At 70.1% G+C, this 12,662-nt stretch carries 16 protein-coding genes; 9 read left to right on the forward strand and 7 right to left on the reverse strand.

Annotated elements, in window-relative coordinates; translation table 11 throughout:
- Window positions 1-3 precede the first annotated feature (3 nt).
- Entirely contained in the window at window positions 4-225 is a 222-nt protein-coding gene (locus ABH925_RS09560; protein WP_370146856.1) for a hypothetical protein, read from the reverse strand.
- 131 nt (window positions 226-356) lie between these two features.
- Here ABH925_RS09560 and ABH925_RS09565 point away from each other — a divergent pair, with 131 nt between their 5' ends.
- The gene (locus tag ABH925_RS09565; protein ID WP_370146858.1) at window positions 357-866 is read left to right on the forward strand and encodes a DinB family protein; all 510 of its coding nucleotides are present in this window, start codon (window positions 357-359) and stop codon (window positions 864-866) included.
- An 84-nt stretch (window positions 867-950) separates the two neighbouring features.
- Here ABH925_RS09565 and ABH925_RS09570 read toward each other — a convergent pair whose 3' ends face one another.
- Window positions 951-1,490: a GNAT family N-acetyltransferase gene (locus ABH925_RS09570; protein ID WP_370146859.1), complete on the reverse strand. Its 540-nt coding sequence runs from the start codon at window positions 1,488-1,490 to the stop codon at window positions 951-953.
- Window positions 1,491-1,775: 285 nt separating this feature from the next.
- Between ABH925_RS09570 and ABH925_RS09575 the strand changes: the two genes are divergently transcribed.
- Together ABH925_RS09575 and ABH925_RS09580 are read left to right on the forward strand one after the other, a co-directional pair.
- Window positions 1,776-2,570, forward strand: coding sequence for a hypothetical protein (locus ABH925_RS09575; protein ID WP_370146860.1), 795 nt, complete (start codon window positions 1,776-1,778; stop codon window positions 2,568-2,570).
- A gap of 158 nt (window positions 2,571-2,728) precedes the next feature.
- The gene (locus ABH925_RS09580) at window positions 2,729-3,289 is read left to right on the forward strand and encodes a hypothetical protein (protein ID WP_370146861.1); all 561 of its coding nucleotides are present in this window, start codon (window positions 2,729-2,731) and stop codon (window positions 3,287-3,289) included.
- Between the two features lie 74 nt (window positions 3,290-3,363).
- Here ABH925_RS09580 and ABH925_RS09585 read toward each other — a convergent pair whose 3' ends face one another.
- The gene (locus ABH925_RS09585) at window positions 3,364-3,681 is read right to left on the reverse strand and encodes an MMPL family transporter (RefSeq protein ID WP_370146862.1); all 318 of its coding nucleotides are present in this window, start codon (window positions 3,679-3,681) and stop codon (window positions 3,364-3,366) included.
- Between ABH925_RS09585 and ABH925_RS09590 the strand changes: the two genes are divergently transcribed.
- Window positions 3,680-3,892 (forward strand): hypothetical protein, encoded by a 213-nt coding sequence (locus tag ABH925_RS09590; protein WP_370146863.1) that lies wholly within the window; start codon window positions 3,680-3,682, stop codon window positions 3,890-3,892. The genes ABH925_RS09585 and ABH925_RS09590 overlap by 2 nt on opposite strands.
- 61 nt (window positions 3,893-3,953) lie before the next feature.
- Here the strand turns inward: ABH925_RS09590 and ABH925_RS09595 are convergent, their stop codons facing one another.
- The gene (locus ABH925_RS09595) at window positions 3,954-4,400 is read right to left on the reverse strand and encodes an Lrp/AsnC family transcriptional regulator (RefSeq protein ID WP_370146865.1); all 447 of its coding nucleotides are present in this window, start codon (window positions 4,398-4,400) and stop codon (window positions 3,954-3,956) included.
- Window positions 4,401-4,493: 93 nt separating this feature from the next.
- On the opposite strand from ABH925_RS09595, the gene ABH925_RS09600 reads away from it, so the two are divergent.
- Both ABH925_RS09600 and ABH925_RS09605 read left to right on the forward strand, forming a co-directional pair.
- Window positions 4,494-5,312 (forward strand): LLM class flavin-dependent oxidoreductase, encoded by an 819-nt coding sequence (locus ABH925_RS09600; protein ID WP_370146866.1) that lies wholly within the window; start codon window positions 4,494-4,496, stop codon window positions 5,310-5,312.
- Window positions 5,309-5,746 carry a nucleoside deaminase gene (locus ABH925_RS09605; protein ID WP_370146867.1) on the forward strand — a complete coding sequence of 146 codons (438 nt, stop codon included), beginning with the start codon at window positions 5,309-5,311 and terminating at the stop codon, window positions 5,744-5,746. Before ABH925_RS09600 ends, ABH925_RS09605 begins: the two co-directional genes overlap by 4 nt.
- A gap of 16 nt (window positions 5,747-5,762) precedes the next feature.
- Here the strand turns inward: ABH925_RS09605 and ABH925_RS09610 are convergent, their stop codons facing one another.
- Window positions 5,763-6,716 (reverse strand): GNAT family N-acetyltransferase, encoded by a 954-nt coding sequence (locus ABH925_RS09610; protein ID WP_370146868.1) that lies wholly within the window; start codon window positions 6,714-6,716, stop codon window positions 5,763-5,765.
- Window positions 6,717-6,995: 279 nt separating this feature from the next.
- On the opposite strand from ABH925_RS09610, the gene ABH925_RS09615 reads away from it, so the two are divergent.
- A complete protein-coding gene (locus tag ABH925_RS09615) occupies window positions 6,996-8,810 on the forward strand; it encodes an ABC transporter ATP-binding protein (RefSeq protein WP_370146869.1) in 1,815 nt (604 codons plus the stop codon).
- Window positions 8,811-8,891: 81 nt separating this feature from the next.
- Here the strand turns inward: ABH925_RS09615 and ABH925_RS09620 are convergent, their stop codons facing one another.
- Window positions 8,892-10,223: an RNA polymerase sigma factor gene (locus ABH925_RS09620; protein ID WP_370146870.1), complete on the reverse strand. Its 1,332-nt coding sequence runs from the start codon at window positions 10,221-10,223 to the stop codon at window positions 8,892-8,894.
- Window positions 10,196-10,615 (reverse strand): YciI family protein, encoded by a 420-nt coding sequence (locus ABH925_RS09625; protein ID WP_370146871.1) that lies wholly within the window; start codon window positions 10,613-10,615, stop codon window positions 10,196-10,198. The genes ABH925_RS09620 and ABH925_RS09625 overlap by 28 nt, the downstream gene beginning before the upstream one ends.
- Window positions 10,616-10,908: 293 nt before the next feature.
- Here ABH925_RS09625 and ABH925_RS09630 point away from each other — a divergent pair, with 293 nt between their 5' ends.
- Window positions 10,909-11,922 (forward strand): hypothetical protein, encoded by a 1,014-nt coding sequence (locus tag ABH925_RS09630; protein WP_370146872.1) that lies wholly within the window; start codon window positions 10,909-10,911, stop codon window positions 11,920-11,922.
- 5 nt (window positions 11,923-11,927) lie between these two features.
- Window positions 11,928-12,500: a hypothetical protein gene (locus tag ABH925_RS09635; protein WP_370146873.1), complete on the forward strand. Its 573-nt coding sequence runs from the start codon at window positions 11,928-11,930 to the stop codon at window positions 12,498-12,500.
- Window positions 12,501-12,662: the final 162 nt, after the last annotated feature.

The following is a 12,662-nucleotide window of genomic DNA, read 5'->3' on the forward strand; positions in this document are numbered from 1 at the left end:
CGCTCACGGGGCGAGGGTGAAGGTGCCTCGGTGGACTGTCAGCTCGCCTGTACTGAGGGCGATCGCGTAGTTCAGCATGCGTGCCGGCCCGTCCGCCAGGAGCGCGGGGAGGCCGGCCCGGGTGCCGCCGGTCGCGAGGCGGGCGCCGAGGTCCTCGAACCACTGCGTCACCCAGGCGGTCTCGTCGACCCACTCGACGGGCTCGAACCCGCCGGCCTGGATCATGGTGCACAACTCCTCGGCGGTACGCGCGGGAGTTTAAAATAACAACCACCAGCTTGAGATTATCAACCTGATCGTCCATGGCGGGAATTCCCGTCGACAGCGTCCCCGCGGACTGCCAGCATCAGCGTTCTATGACGACACAGCGAAGCGACGTCCCCGCTGCCTGGGACGAGCGAACCATGCTCCTCACCTTCCTCGACTACACCCGCGCGACGGCACGGGCCAAGTGCGAGGGGCTCTCCGAGGAGAACGCCCGCAGCGCACCGCTGCCCGGCTCCCCGCTGATGACCATCTCCGGGCTGGTGAGCCATCTCCGGTGGGTCGACAACTACTGGATCGAAACCGTGCTGCTCGGCCGCCCGGACGAGGCGCCGTGGACGGAGGAGGACCCCGACCGGGAGTACCACTTCGCGCTCGACGTCCCCGTCGCCGTCCTGCTGGACGAGTACGACGCCCAGGCCGCCGAGCACAGGCGGCTGATCGCCGGCCTCGATCTCGACACACCGGCCCAGAAGGAGCGGAAGGACGGTCCGCCGTTCACCCTCCGCTGGATCCTGCACCACCTGATCGAGGAGACCGCCCGTCACAACGGCCACCTCGACATCCTTCGGGAGCTGGCCGACGGCACCACCGGCAGCTGAGCGACCGGCCCGGCAGCACCCGCGGGGGATGGCCGGGCCGGCCCGCGTTGCCGTGCGGTGGAGGCCGCCCCGCCGCGTTCGGGCTCACTCCTGCGCGGCGTACTCCGCCCTGGTGAGCGCATAGACCCGGGTCGGACGCCCGGAGTTGGAAGCCACCAGCTCGCGGTCCAGGCGCATCCCCAGCTTGACCGTGATGCGCTCGGAGGCGCTGTTGCCGACCTGGACGATGCTCACGATCCGGTCCAGCCCGCGCTCATGGAACGCGTACCGCACGGCGGCGCGGGCCGCCTCAGTGGCCAGTCCCCTTCCCCAGAACGGTTGCCCCAGCCGCCAGCCGACCTCGACGGCCGGCAACACCTCGGGCAGGAAATTCGGCACCGCCAACCCGGTGAACCCCGCCAGCTCGCCGGTCTCCCGAATCTCGACTGCGAACAGACCGAACCCCTCCGCCTCCCACCGGCGTTCCCACGCCTCGATGCCGGCGCGTGTCTGCTCCTCGTCCTGAACCGACCCGTCCCTGATCCACCGCATCACCTCAGGATCCGCATTGATCGCCGCAAAAGGCACAACATCCGCATCACACCAGCGACGCAACACCAGTCGGGGAGTCTCGATCCTGATCATCCGCCCATCGTGCCCCACAGCACGGAAGGCCACACCATCTTTGGATGCTCTTTAACCGGTGGATCATGCCGGGAGGCCACCGCGGCGCGGAGCGCTCTGTGTTGCTTCTTCGAGCAGTGATCTCTTCCCTCGTGGGTGTGTTGCCCGCGCACCGGGCTGTCTGCGTCCGCGGCTAGGTTGAGGACGAAACCCGGCCGGGTGCGACACAGGAGGAGGACCGGTCCGATGCCTGAGGGCGATGAATCGTTGGGACGGGCTCAAGAGGCGTTGCAGCATCTCAAGGACGTGAACGGCCGAAGTGACCTCATCGACCGGCTCGGCGCGTTCTTCCCCGACAGCTCCGGCTACGACTGGCTGACCTCGCAGGCCGACCGGAGCTTCGGCGACGCGTTCGGCATGGAGCAGGACGGCGGAGGCTGGCTCGACGCGCAGCAGTACGCGGAGTTCTGGGGTTACTGTCGCGAGTACGCCGAGGGCCAGGACCTCGACCAACTGGCCGGCTTCCTGGAGCGGTTGCTGAGCGGATGGGAGATGGCCGCCGGGCAGCAGCAGTCCGCGGCCCCCGACAGCGAGGACCGGCCGCGGTACATCGACATCGATCCGGTGTCCGGCTACCCCGGGTGGTGGCAGGGCTATGACCTGGACGATCAGGAGTGGCGGTACGTTCGGGCCGACGCTGCCCCGACCACCGGGACCGAGGGCTGGGTGGACTACGCGGCTGCCTTCCCCGTGACCGAGGATCCGCCCGGGGAGGCTGCCGAAGGGAGGCATGTCCCGTTCGATCCGCAGGCCGCGTCCCAGGCGGTCCTCGCCCGTGTGATGGGCGAGCTCACCGAGCCGGACGAGAACGGCGAGGTGCCGCCCGAGGTGACCGAGCAGGAGCGCACCGAGCTCTGGAGCGAGGTGTGGGCCGAAGTCCACAAGGCTGCCGCGGGCTGGGGACCTAAGCAAGAGGACCGGGTCGTGGACGCGGTCGTCCAGGCCTATCTCGGGCGGCTGCAGGACGAGGGTGACGCAGACCTGCTGCTCGCCGAGATCCAGTCCTTCATCGACCTGCTCGCCAAGGGCAACCCCCGCTAGCGCTCTCAGCAGTCCACGCGTAAGGAAGGACAGGTTCCATGGGATTGACCGCTTCCAGGCGGCTGGGAAGGGCCCACGACCGCCTCCAGGACGTGCGTCTCCGCTTCGATCAGGGCAGGATCACCGCCGGCCAGGCGCACCAGGAGGTCAGTGCGATCATGATCGACATTGGGGACGATCTGACGCGCGTCTCCGACGCCCGGAGGTCACAGATCGTCAGCACGCTGGGCCAGCTCATCAGCCATCTCGCCCCGCTCGCCGCGCCGGTGGTCATCACCGCGCCGGTCGTGCCGCCGGTGGTAGTGGTGCCGACGCCGGCGCTGCCGTACCTGTACGCGGACGACGGAGAAGACCACAACTTCACGTACGCGCGCAATCGGCTGTACGACGAGGGGGTCAACGCGGGCGGATACGTCGCACCCCTGCCCGCCGGCGCAGCCGCCCGTACCGCGGCCCTGAACGCGGCGACCACGTACGTCCGAAACCGGCTTCCCGGGAGCGGCGGCGGAGACTTCGGGAACACCATCAGGGGTTCTGTCGCCGGTATCGTCCAAGACGCGTACGAAGCCGGCTACACCGTCGCCATCAACAGTGTCCTCGACGCGCTGACCACCTTTGTCAGCACCTGGAACGGCAAAACCAGCTCCACAACCATTGGAGTCCACGCGGATCACCTCGGTGAGTCCCGTGGCATGGGCTTCTTCGACTACGGCAAGTGACGGGGATGACGGGGAGCAGGCCGCGCACGACGAAGAGGTCGGTCACCGTGACCTGACCTGCTCCCCGGAGGGCCTCAGGCCTCGTGGTGCCGCTTCAGTGCCGCCACGTTGGCGAGGATGCCAAGAGCCACAGGATCGCGGGACGGGCCTGGTTCCTCCGTCGCTTCGCGGGCGCGGGCGAGGCGCTCTCCCTCGATGTCGAGGTCGGGCAGGAGCCGGGCCAGCCAGGACGGCAGCCACCAGGCCGCTCGGTGGGTGAGCGCCAGGACGGCCGGGACGAAGGTCATCCGCACCACGAAGGCGTCCAGCAGCACGCCCAGCGCGAGGGCGAAGGCGATCAGCTTGAGGATCTGGTTGTCGGTCGCCAGGAAGGAGGCGAACACCGAGATCATGACCAGTGCCGCCGCCCCCGGTACCGACGTGGCGCTCCGCGCCTCGGTCCTGGCCCGGGCCGGCGTCGGCGTGCTGCGGGCCACCCGGCTCACCTACACCGCGCTCCCGGAGCCCGGACGCGCCGCCACCGACCTGGGCGACCTGGTCCGCCGGGGCTTCGCGGCGCTGGACGTCCGACCAGGATCCGCAGGGCGCGCCAGCGGGCGATAGCTGATACGGCGACAGGCACCCCTGCCCGTCCGGGCATACGCCTGCGCCCGGGGCGGGTTGGTCATGGCCGGGCGGGTCCGCGATAGGGAAGTGTCTGGCTGTAGACGACACTGGTGGTCGTGCTGCCGAAGCCGGCCAACTCGTCCATGAGCGTCTCCAGGTGTTCCATGGAGGTCGCCGCCACCTTCAGGGTGTAGCAGTCGTCGCCGGTGGTGCGCAGGCACTCCAGGATCTCCCGTCGCTCGGCGAGCAGCCGGTGCAACGGCTGGTGGTGGTTGCCCGGGTACTTCAGACGGACGACGGCGAGGACGGCGAAGCCGAGCCTGGCCAGATCGACCCGCGCGTGGTAGCCGGTGATGACGCCCAGCGCCTCCAGATTCCGCACCCGTTCGGTGGTGGCCGACGAGCTGAGTTTCACCCGCCGCCCCAGCTCGCTGAGGGAGATACGGGCTTCCTGTTGCAGCTGGTCGATGATCGCCCAGTCGACCTCGTCAAGATTCACGGCCATGTCGCGAATATACCGGGGAAGTGACGGCGGAACACCGCTCAGGGCGGGAGAACCGGGTTCCCCGCGCCATGATCGCCGGGATAGCCTCCACCCATGCAACTTGGCGTCAACGTACCGAACTTTGGACCCGGCACCGATCCCGGCGTGCTGCGCGAATGGGCCCGGATCGTGGAGGGGCTGGGCTTCGATCTCCTCATGGTGTCGGATCACCTGGCGATCACCCCGGACGTGGCCGAGCGGTACCCGGAGCCGTTCTACGAGCCGTTCACCACGCTGTCCTGGCTGGCCGGCGTCACCACCAGGCTGCGACTGGGGACGACCGTGCTGCTGCTGCCCTACCGGCATCCCTTGCTGGTGGCGCGCATGGCCACCAATCTCCACCAGCTCAGCGGCGGGAGGCTGGTGCTCGGGGTGGGCGTCGGCTGGGCACGCCAGGAGTTCGACGCGCTCGGCGTCCCGTTCACCGCCCGCGGCAGGCTCACCGACGAGCACCTGACCGCGCTGCGCGACCTCTGGCCCGCACAGACCGGGGGCACCACCACCCCGATACCCATCTGGGTCGGCGGAAACAGCGAGGCGGGGATTCGCCGTGCCGCCAGGTTCGGCGACGCCTGGCACCCGCTGCGCCTCACCCTTCCCCGGCTGCGCTCGGTCGTCACGAACCACTCGCTGCCGGGCTTCGCGCCCCGCATCGCCCTGCGACTGACCACCACGACGGTCGACGACCCCGAACGGCTCGCCGGTGTCGGCACCATCGAGCAGATCCTCGACGATCTGCGAGAGCTTCAACTGCTCGGCGCCGGCACCGTCGTGCTCGACCCGTACCACGGAGACCCCGAGGAAACCCGCCGGCCCCACGCGGCCTGGCAGGCGCTCACCACCGTGGCCACCCACTGGAGGACAGCATCGTGATCACCACTGCCGACGAGAAGCTGCTGCGTCGCGCGATCGACATCGCGGCCCACGCGGTCACCCTGGGCGACGCGCCCTACGGCTCCCTGCTGGCCGGCCCGGACGGCGCGGTTCTCGCCGAAGCCCACAACACGGTGCGACGCGACAACGACATCAGCGCCCACCCGGAACTGAAACTCGCCCGCTGGGCGGCCCGCGAACTCGACCCCCACACTGCCGCACACACCACGATGTACACCAGCTGCCAGCCGTGCACCATGTGCGCCGGCGGCATCATCCGCTCCGGACTCGGCCGGGTCGTCTACGCGCTCTCCACCGACCAACTCGTGGAACTCAACCCGGAGTCGGGCGCCTGGCCGACGATCACCCAGGACGGTCCGGCCCTGTTCGACGTGGCCCGAGTCCCCGTCGACGACTACTACCGGCGGCGGTGACCCGAACGACCGGTGTTCAGCCCGCGGTCCTGGCCCTGACGAGCGGCGCGTCCCGCGAGAGCTCCCGGAACCCGAGGCCGTGGTACAGCCCGCGCGCCGCGGGATGCCCCGGCGCACCCAGGCAGACGACCGTCGCCTGCGTGGCCCCGGCCGCCCGCGCCAGACGCATCCCGTGCAGCATCATCGCCCTTGCCAGCCCGAGCCGCCGGTAGTCCGGATGCGTTCCGACCGGCTCGAACTCGACGGTCCTGTTCGCCTCGTCGAACCACATGATCGTCGAGGACGCCATGGTTCCGCCCGGCGCCTCCACCAGGACGTGCAGGTCGCCGCGGTAGGCCGCCGTCTGCCGGACGTCCTGGTAGCTCTGGGCCGTGTACGACGAGTTGGTCCAGGCGTCCACATGGGCCCGGACCGCGGCCTCCGGTCCGGCCTCGTCGGCGGTGCGGAACCGGAATCCGGCCGGCAGCACCGGCTGCTCCACATCGGTGAGGTCCCGCTGGTTGAGCTGGGTCCAGTCGCCGGTGTCGCCGAGCGCCTCGACGTCGGTCTCATAGCCGTGCGCCGCCCATCGCCTCAGGGCGAACTCCTCGGCGTCCGTGGGCATCACCGTGCGCTCCAGGCCGGCCGCCACGCCGTCGTACCACTCGATCACTTCGTCGACCAGTGCGGCGTGGTCGGGATGGACCTGATAGCTCAGTGAGGCGCCGGTGACATCCGTGAACGACCCGTCATTGCGCCTCACCCGGCGCGGAAGGAACGCCCAGCCCCACGCCACCAACTCGGCACCGGAGAACCACAGTCGACGCGGCCAGGTTGAGCGGTGGAGCGCGCAGCCCTGGCCCCAGACCCAGGCCAGCTCCCCGTACGAGGCGTCGGCGCTGATCAGCTCCGGGCGGGTGGCGGTGACGCGCTGCGCCAGACCCTGCATCAGTTGCACGTCCGCAGCCGTCAGGAGCTCGAAGTCGGTCATGCTGCGCCACTGTGCCAGGACTCCGCAGAGCAGTCGAGCCGTTTTCCGGCGCCGCGTGCCCGCGGGGCCCCACGGCCGCGAAAACGCTTGGACTCGGCCGGTGCCGTCGCGGGACACTGCGGTTTCCGGCCTCCCCGTACTCGTACGGTACTCGCACGAGTGCGCTGCTGTGAGCTGCGCGGGGGCCGCGCCGTCAGGCCCGCGCTTCGGAAGTCGAAGCAACGGGCTTCGCCACGGAGAGGCACGCGGCGGACTGCCGCAGGACGACACGGGGTGGGGATGGGATCGCCAGAATCGCGCGGGACGTCGCCGGGCAGGGGCTCGGTGCTGCTCGCACTTCGGTACTACGGACGGGAGTTGACCCGGCTCCGGAGGCTGACACTGCCCGCGATGCTGCTGCCTGCCTTCGGCAACATCGGCATCAACTACATCGCACCGCTGATCGTCGCCAAGCTCGTCGGCCGCATCGCCACCGACTCCGGAATCACCCTCGGGGCGGCACTGCCCTACGTCCTGGTCTTCGCCGGTGTCCTGCTGCTCGGGGAGGCGCTGTGGCGCCTCGGCATGCACTGCGTGAACCGCCTCGACGCGCTCGGCATCGAGCATCTGTACGTGATCGGCATGGACGAGCTGTTCGCCAAGGACACCGCGTTCTTCCACGACAACTTCGCCGGGTCGCTGACCAAGCGCGTCCTCAGCTTCGCCTCCCGCTTCGAGGAGTTCGTCGACACGCTGACCTTCTCGGTCGTGGGCAGCCTGGTGCCGCTGGTGTTCGCGTCGGTGGTGCTGTGGCAGTACGAACCGCTGCTCGTCGTCGGGCTCCTGGCGATGATCGCGGTGACGGCGCTGGGCGTGACTCCGCTCGTCCGTCGCCGCCAGGCGCTCGTGGACCTGCGCGAGGAGGCCATCGCCCGGGTGTCGGGCCACGTCGCCGACAGCCTGATGAACATGGACACGGTCCAGGCGTTCGCCGCCGAGGAACGTGAGGCCGCCGAGCACCGGTCCCGGGTGGCGGAGTCGCGGCGGCTCTCGCTGCGCTCGTGGGACTACGGCAACCTGCGCATCGACACCCTGGTCGCGCCGATGTCCGTGCTCACCAACGCGCTGGGCCTGCTGCTCGCGCTCGCGCTCGGCGGGGGCGGGCACGGCGTGGAGGCGGTCGTGGTCGCCTTCACCTACTACTCCAACGCGACGCGGATCATGTTCGAGTTCAACCAGATCTACCGCCGCCTGGAGAGCTCGATGACGGAGGCCGCGCAGTTCACCGAGCTGCTGCTGACGCCGCCGACCGTGGTCGACCCGGTCTCGCCGGAGCCGCTGCGGTCCAGGGCGGGCGACGTCCGGTTCGAGCGGGTGACGTTCGCCCACGCGGGCGGGCAGCCGCTCTTCGAGAGCCTGGACCTGGCAGTGCCCAACGGGTCGAAGATCGGTCTGGTCGGGCGCTCGGGCGGGGGCAAGACCACGCTCACCCGCCTGCTGCTGCGGATGACCGACATCGACGCCGGCCGGATCCTGATCGGAGGTCAGGACATCAGCAGGCTGCGTCAGACCGATCTGCGCAGCCTGATCGCCTACGTCCCGCAGGATCCGGCGATGTTCCACCGCACTCTGCGGGACAACATCGGCTTCGCCCGGCCGGACGCCACCGACGCCGAGATCCGTGTCGCGGCCGAGGCGGCGCACGTCACGGAGTTCGCCGACGCGCTGCCGGACGGCTTCGACACCATGGTGGGCGAGCGCGGCATCAAACTGTCCGGCGGACAGCGCCAGCGGGTCGCCCTGGCCCGGGCGATCCTGCGCGACGCGCCGATCCTGCTGCTCGACGAGGCGACCAGCGCCCTGGACTCGGAGAGCGAGATCCTCGTCCAGGAGGCGCTGTGGCGGCTCATGGAGGGGCGGACCGCGCTGGTGGTGGCGCACCGGCTGAGCACGGTCGCCACCATGGACCGCCTCGTCGTCCTGGACCGGGGACGGATCGTCGAGCAGGGGACGCACCAGGATCTGCTCGCCTCGGACGGCGCGTACGCGACGCTGTGGCGGCACCAGTCGGGCGGATTCCTCGACGACACCTCCGCGCGCGCCGGGCTGCACTGACCGCGGGCCGTCCCCGGTCCGGTCGCCGTTCGGCTTCCCGGGCGCCGGGCGGCGGTCCCGGGTGGGGGAGCCGGACCGGCGTCAGGTCAGCGCGGCGGCCTTGCGCAGCAGCACGGACCGCTCGCGGGCGTTGCCGCACAGCCGCGCGGCGAACTCCAGTTCGGCCCGTGCCTCGGCGGTCCGGCCGAGCCGGGACAGCAGCTCGCCGCGCACGCTCGGCAGCAGGTACGACCCCGACAGCCGGCCGGAGGCGGCCAGCTCGTCGACCATGGCCAGCGCCTGCTGCGGGCCGTGCGCCATCGCGACGGCGACGGCCCGGTTGAGCTCGACGACGGGTGACGGGGCCACCCGGCCGAGCGCCTCGTAGAGGAGCACGACGCGCTCCCAGTCGGTCTCCGACACCGACGGCGCCGACGCATGGGCGGCGGCGATCGCCGCCTGCAGACCGTACGGTCCCAGGCCGCGTCCCACCGCCGCGGCCCGGGCGATCGCGGCCAGACCGCGACGGATCGCCGACCGGTCCCAGAGGCGCCGGTCCTGGTCCTCCAGCAGCACCGCCTCGCCATCGGGTCCGGTACGTGCGGGAAAGCGCGCGGCGGTGAGCTCGAACAGCGCGAGCAGCCCGTACACCTCCGGCTCGTCGGGCAGCAGTGCGGCCAGCATCCGGACCAGCCGGATCGCCTCGTACGCGAGATCGGGGCGCAGCAGGCGGTCACCGGCCGTCGCCGTCGAGCCTTCACTGAAGATCACGTACAGGACGCTCAGGACCCCGCTGAGCCGTTCGCGGCGTTCCTCGGGCGGCGGCAGCTCGAACGGCACTCCGGCCGCCGCGATCGTCTTCTTCGCGCGGGTGATCCGCGCCTGGACGGTGGGCACCGGCACGAGGAACGCCCGGGCGATCTCCTCGCTGGACAGGCCGCCCACCGCGCGCAGCGTCAGGGCCACCCGGGCCTCGGGCGAGAGCACCGGATGGCAGGCCACGAACATCAGCGCGAGGACGTCGTCGTCGACCCGGTCGGGATCCCACGGCAGGTCGTCCGACCGGTTCGGCGGGGTCACCGCGCCCGAGCTGGCCTCACCGTCGGCGAGCGGGCCCGCGAGCATGGCGTAGCGCTCGTCCAGTGCCGACCGGCGGCGGTAGCTGTCGATGGCACGCCGCCGTGCGGTCGCGAGCAGCCAGCCCACCGGGTTCGCCGGCGCACCGTCGTGCGACCAGGTGACGAGTGCCTCGGCCAGCGCCTCCTGGGCGACGTCCTCGGCGAGCTCGAAGTTCCCGGTGTAGCGGGTCAGGGCACCGACGATCCGGGCGGACTCGATCCGCCAGACGGCCTCGACGGCCCGCCGAGCCGACTCGGTGCTCGGCGGGCCTGCGGTGTCGGCGGGTGTCAGAGCTGGCCCGTCCGCTCGCGCCACGCCCGCTCCTTGATGATCCACTCGTTGTCCTGCGGGAACTCGTCGATGACCGGCACGCGACGGACCTCGCACTTCGAGCCGGCGACGGCCGGCATGCGCCTGGCCCACTCGACCGCCTCCTCCTTGGACGCCACGTCGAGGAGGTAGAAGCCGCCGAAGAGCTCCTTCGTCTCGCCGTAGGGACCGTCGGTGACCACCGGCGTCTCCCCGCTGAAGTCGACCACGACACCCTGGGACGGGTCGTCCAGGCCCTCGGCGGCGACGAGCACGCCCGCCCGGATCAGCTCCTCGTTGAAGCGACCCACCGTCTCCAGCATCTGCTCGAAGGGCGTCTCCATCATCTTCGCGACGGACTCCTCCGTGCCTCGCATGATCAGCATGTACTTCGCCATCGTCGGTCTCCTTGATTCAGCGTGATACAGGGGTCGCCTCTCGGCCCTCTCCACCCCAGGTCGAACGGGGAAGCCGCGGATCGACACGGCGGACGGACGCAGACCAAGATTTTTCTTCACCCGCGTGGCTCAGGCTAGCGTCCGCCGCCCGGCCCCACCCGGCCGCCGCTCCGCCCTGTAGGTCAGCGCAGCCGGGTCTGCGCGAAGTTCCGCCACTTCAGGCACGCCCGCGCTGCGGCGGATCTCTACCGTGGCGAGCGCGTAAGCAACGCATCTGGCTGAGGGGCTTGTGTATGGCTGTGGAGAACGAGAACGTCGAGAAGCTGATGGAGTGGCTCGCGGACGGCAGCCCCGCAAGGTCCGCGCACGCGGCTGCCGGGACGCTGGTGGAGAAGCTGGCCGTGCTCGTCTTCGACGGCGAACAGGGCTGGGCGGACAACGCCGGCCAGGTCGACGGCTACCGGGACGACCTGCGCGCGTGGTTCGCGAACGATGGCGGGCGCGAGTTCCAGTTCATCGAGCTGACCGGTCCGGACGCGGACCCCGGGGTGTTCATCGACTGGTTCCTGCCGGTGGTGACCGCCTGGGAGGATCAGGGCGCGCAGGCCGATCCCGGCGCGGTGGGTTACGGCGGGTACGACGAGGCCGGGTTGCAGAACCCGAACTGGGACGGGACCCCGGGCACCGAGTTCTACCGCTGTGACGAGGCCACCCAGGAGTACTTCTACGCGGACGGTTCCGACAGCGTGGAGTGGCTGACCTACGATCAGCGTCGTTACGCCGAGCCGGTCAGGGACGAGAACTACGGCCTCGACTACCGGTACGACAACAGGGATCAGGTCTACGAGTGGCACGACGAGGCCACCGGGACCTGGAGGGACCAGGCGTGGGCCGACGGGCTCGTGGCGGGCGACGAGGCTCCGGGTGGCGAGAACTCCGAGACCACGGAGCCCGGGTGGGACGAGAACTGGAGCATGTTCTACCGCATCGGCCCCGGCGGTACATACGAGTTCGCCGACGCGGTCACCCCGGGCGACAGATCCAGCGGCTGCGGCGATGGCTGGCTCAGCCAGGAGCAGGTCCTCGCGCGCGACGCACAGGACCCGCTGGGGTGGGAGCAGGCGGCCGAAGCGCAGTCGGTGACGAGTAAGGCCATCGAGAGTGCGGTGGCGGCGGAAGTCGCCGCCGCGGTCGCCGAGATCGAGGGTGCCGAGGAGCTCACTCCGGAGCAGCTGGCCGAGATCCAGGCCGAACTCGTCGCCGAATTCAGCAGCATGGCGACCACGGCGACACCAGGAGGGGTGTGATCCCCATGTCCATGCAATTCGGGGCATACAAGGATGAGCTCGGGCGTAAGGCACGCGCGAAGGTCAAGGACAAGGTGTTCGCAGAACTGCTCACGGCGCTGTCGAACGACGAATTCTTCACCGACGACTTCCTCGACAACCACGTCGTTCGGGAGGAGCCCTCGCCGGAGCGCGCGGAGGAGATCGCGCAGGCGCGCAACAAGCCACTGTGTACGCTGCTGTTCCTGCCCGGGACAGACTTCGGCCGGTTGGCGGACGACGTCCGAGAGGCGCAGACGGCCTGGCAGCGCAAGCCTCCGCGGCTCCGCCAACTGTTCTTCAGCAGCGATATGTACACGTGTATCACCGTGACCCGAATCAGCAACGGAGCTCTGACCACCTTCCAGGCCGGTGACCCCGAAACGAGCCGGATCCAGTACGCGGTGACTGGTGGCAAGGAATTCGAGCTCAAGGGCAGCGCAAAGCTGGTCTACCCGATCGGCCACCTGGAAACGTCCGAGGCTGTCGGCAGTCAGATCCCCGACGGCGGTGACTCGGACGACGAATCGGTAGCCGAGGACGGCGACGACGACACGTGACCGAACACGCGACGGGGCGGTTGTCAGCCCGGTAGGCGAGGGCAGGCCGCTGGTCAGGTCTTCGGCTCAGACCGCCGTCGAGGGTGGCCACCTCGCGTACGGCCTTGGCGATGGCCGGGTACTCCTTTTTCAGGATCGCACCGTGGTTGCCGGCGACCTTCG

The organism is Streptacidiphilus sp. EB129, from assembly GCF_041262645.1.
GTDB lineage: Bacteria > Actinomycetota > Actinomycetes > Streptomycetales > Streptomycetaceae > Streptacidiphilus.

Coding starts and splice junctions, on each gene's coding strand:
- ABH925_RS09630 (WP_370146872.1), top strand. CDS start 10,909: ATGGCTGTGGAGAACGAGAACGTCGAGAAGCTGATGGAGTGGCTCGCG.
- ABH925_RS09610 (WP_370146868.1), bottom strand. CDS start 6,716: ATGACCGACTTCGAGCTCCTGACGGCTGCGGACGTGCAACTGATGCAG.
- ABH925_RS09615 (WP_370146869.1), top strand. CDS start 6,996: ATGGGATCGCCAGAATCGCGCGGGACGTCGCCGGGCAGGGGCTCGGTG.
- ABH925_RS09590 (WP_370146863.1), top strand. CDS start 3,680: ATGACCAGTGCCGCCGCCCCCGGTACCGACGTGGCGCTCCGCGCCTCG.
- ABH925_RS09595 (WP_370146865.1), bottom strand. CDS start 4,400: ATGGCCGTGAATCTTGACGAGGTCGACTGGGCGATCATCGACCAGCTG.
- ABH925_RS09635 (WP_370146873.1), top strand. CDS start 11,928: ATGTCCATGCAATTCGGGGCATACAAGGATGAGCTCGGGCGTAAGGCA.
- ABH925_RS09580 (WP_370146861.1), top strand. CDS start 2,729: ATGATCGACATTGGGGACGATCTGACGCGCGTCTCCGACGCCCGGAGG.
- ABH925_RS09600 (WP_370146866.1), top strand. CDS start 4,494: ATGCAACTTGGCGTCAACGTACCGAACTTTGGACCCGGCACCGATCCC.
- ABH925_RS09585 (WP_370146862.1), bottom strand. CDS start 3,681: ATGATCTCGGTGTTCGCCTCCTTCCTGGCGACCGACAACCAGATCCTC.
- ABH925_RS09565 (WP_370146858.1), top strand. CDS start 357: ATGACGACACAGCGAAGCGACGTCCCCGCTGCCTGGGACGAGCGAACC.
- ABH925_RS09625 (WP_370146871.1), bottom strand. CDS start 10,615: ATGGCGAAGTACATGCTGATCATGCGAGGCACGGAGGAGTCCGTCGCG.
- ABH925_RS09560 (WP_370146856.1), bottom strand. CDS start 225: ATGATCCAGGCCGGCGGGTTCGAGCCCGTCGAGTGGGTCGACGAGACC.
- ABH925_RS09570 (WP_370146859.1), bottom strand. CDS start 1,490: ATGATCAGGATCGAGACTCCCCGACTGGTGTTGCGTCGCTGGTGTGAT.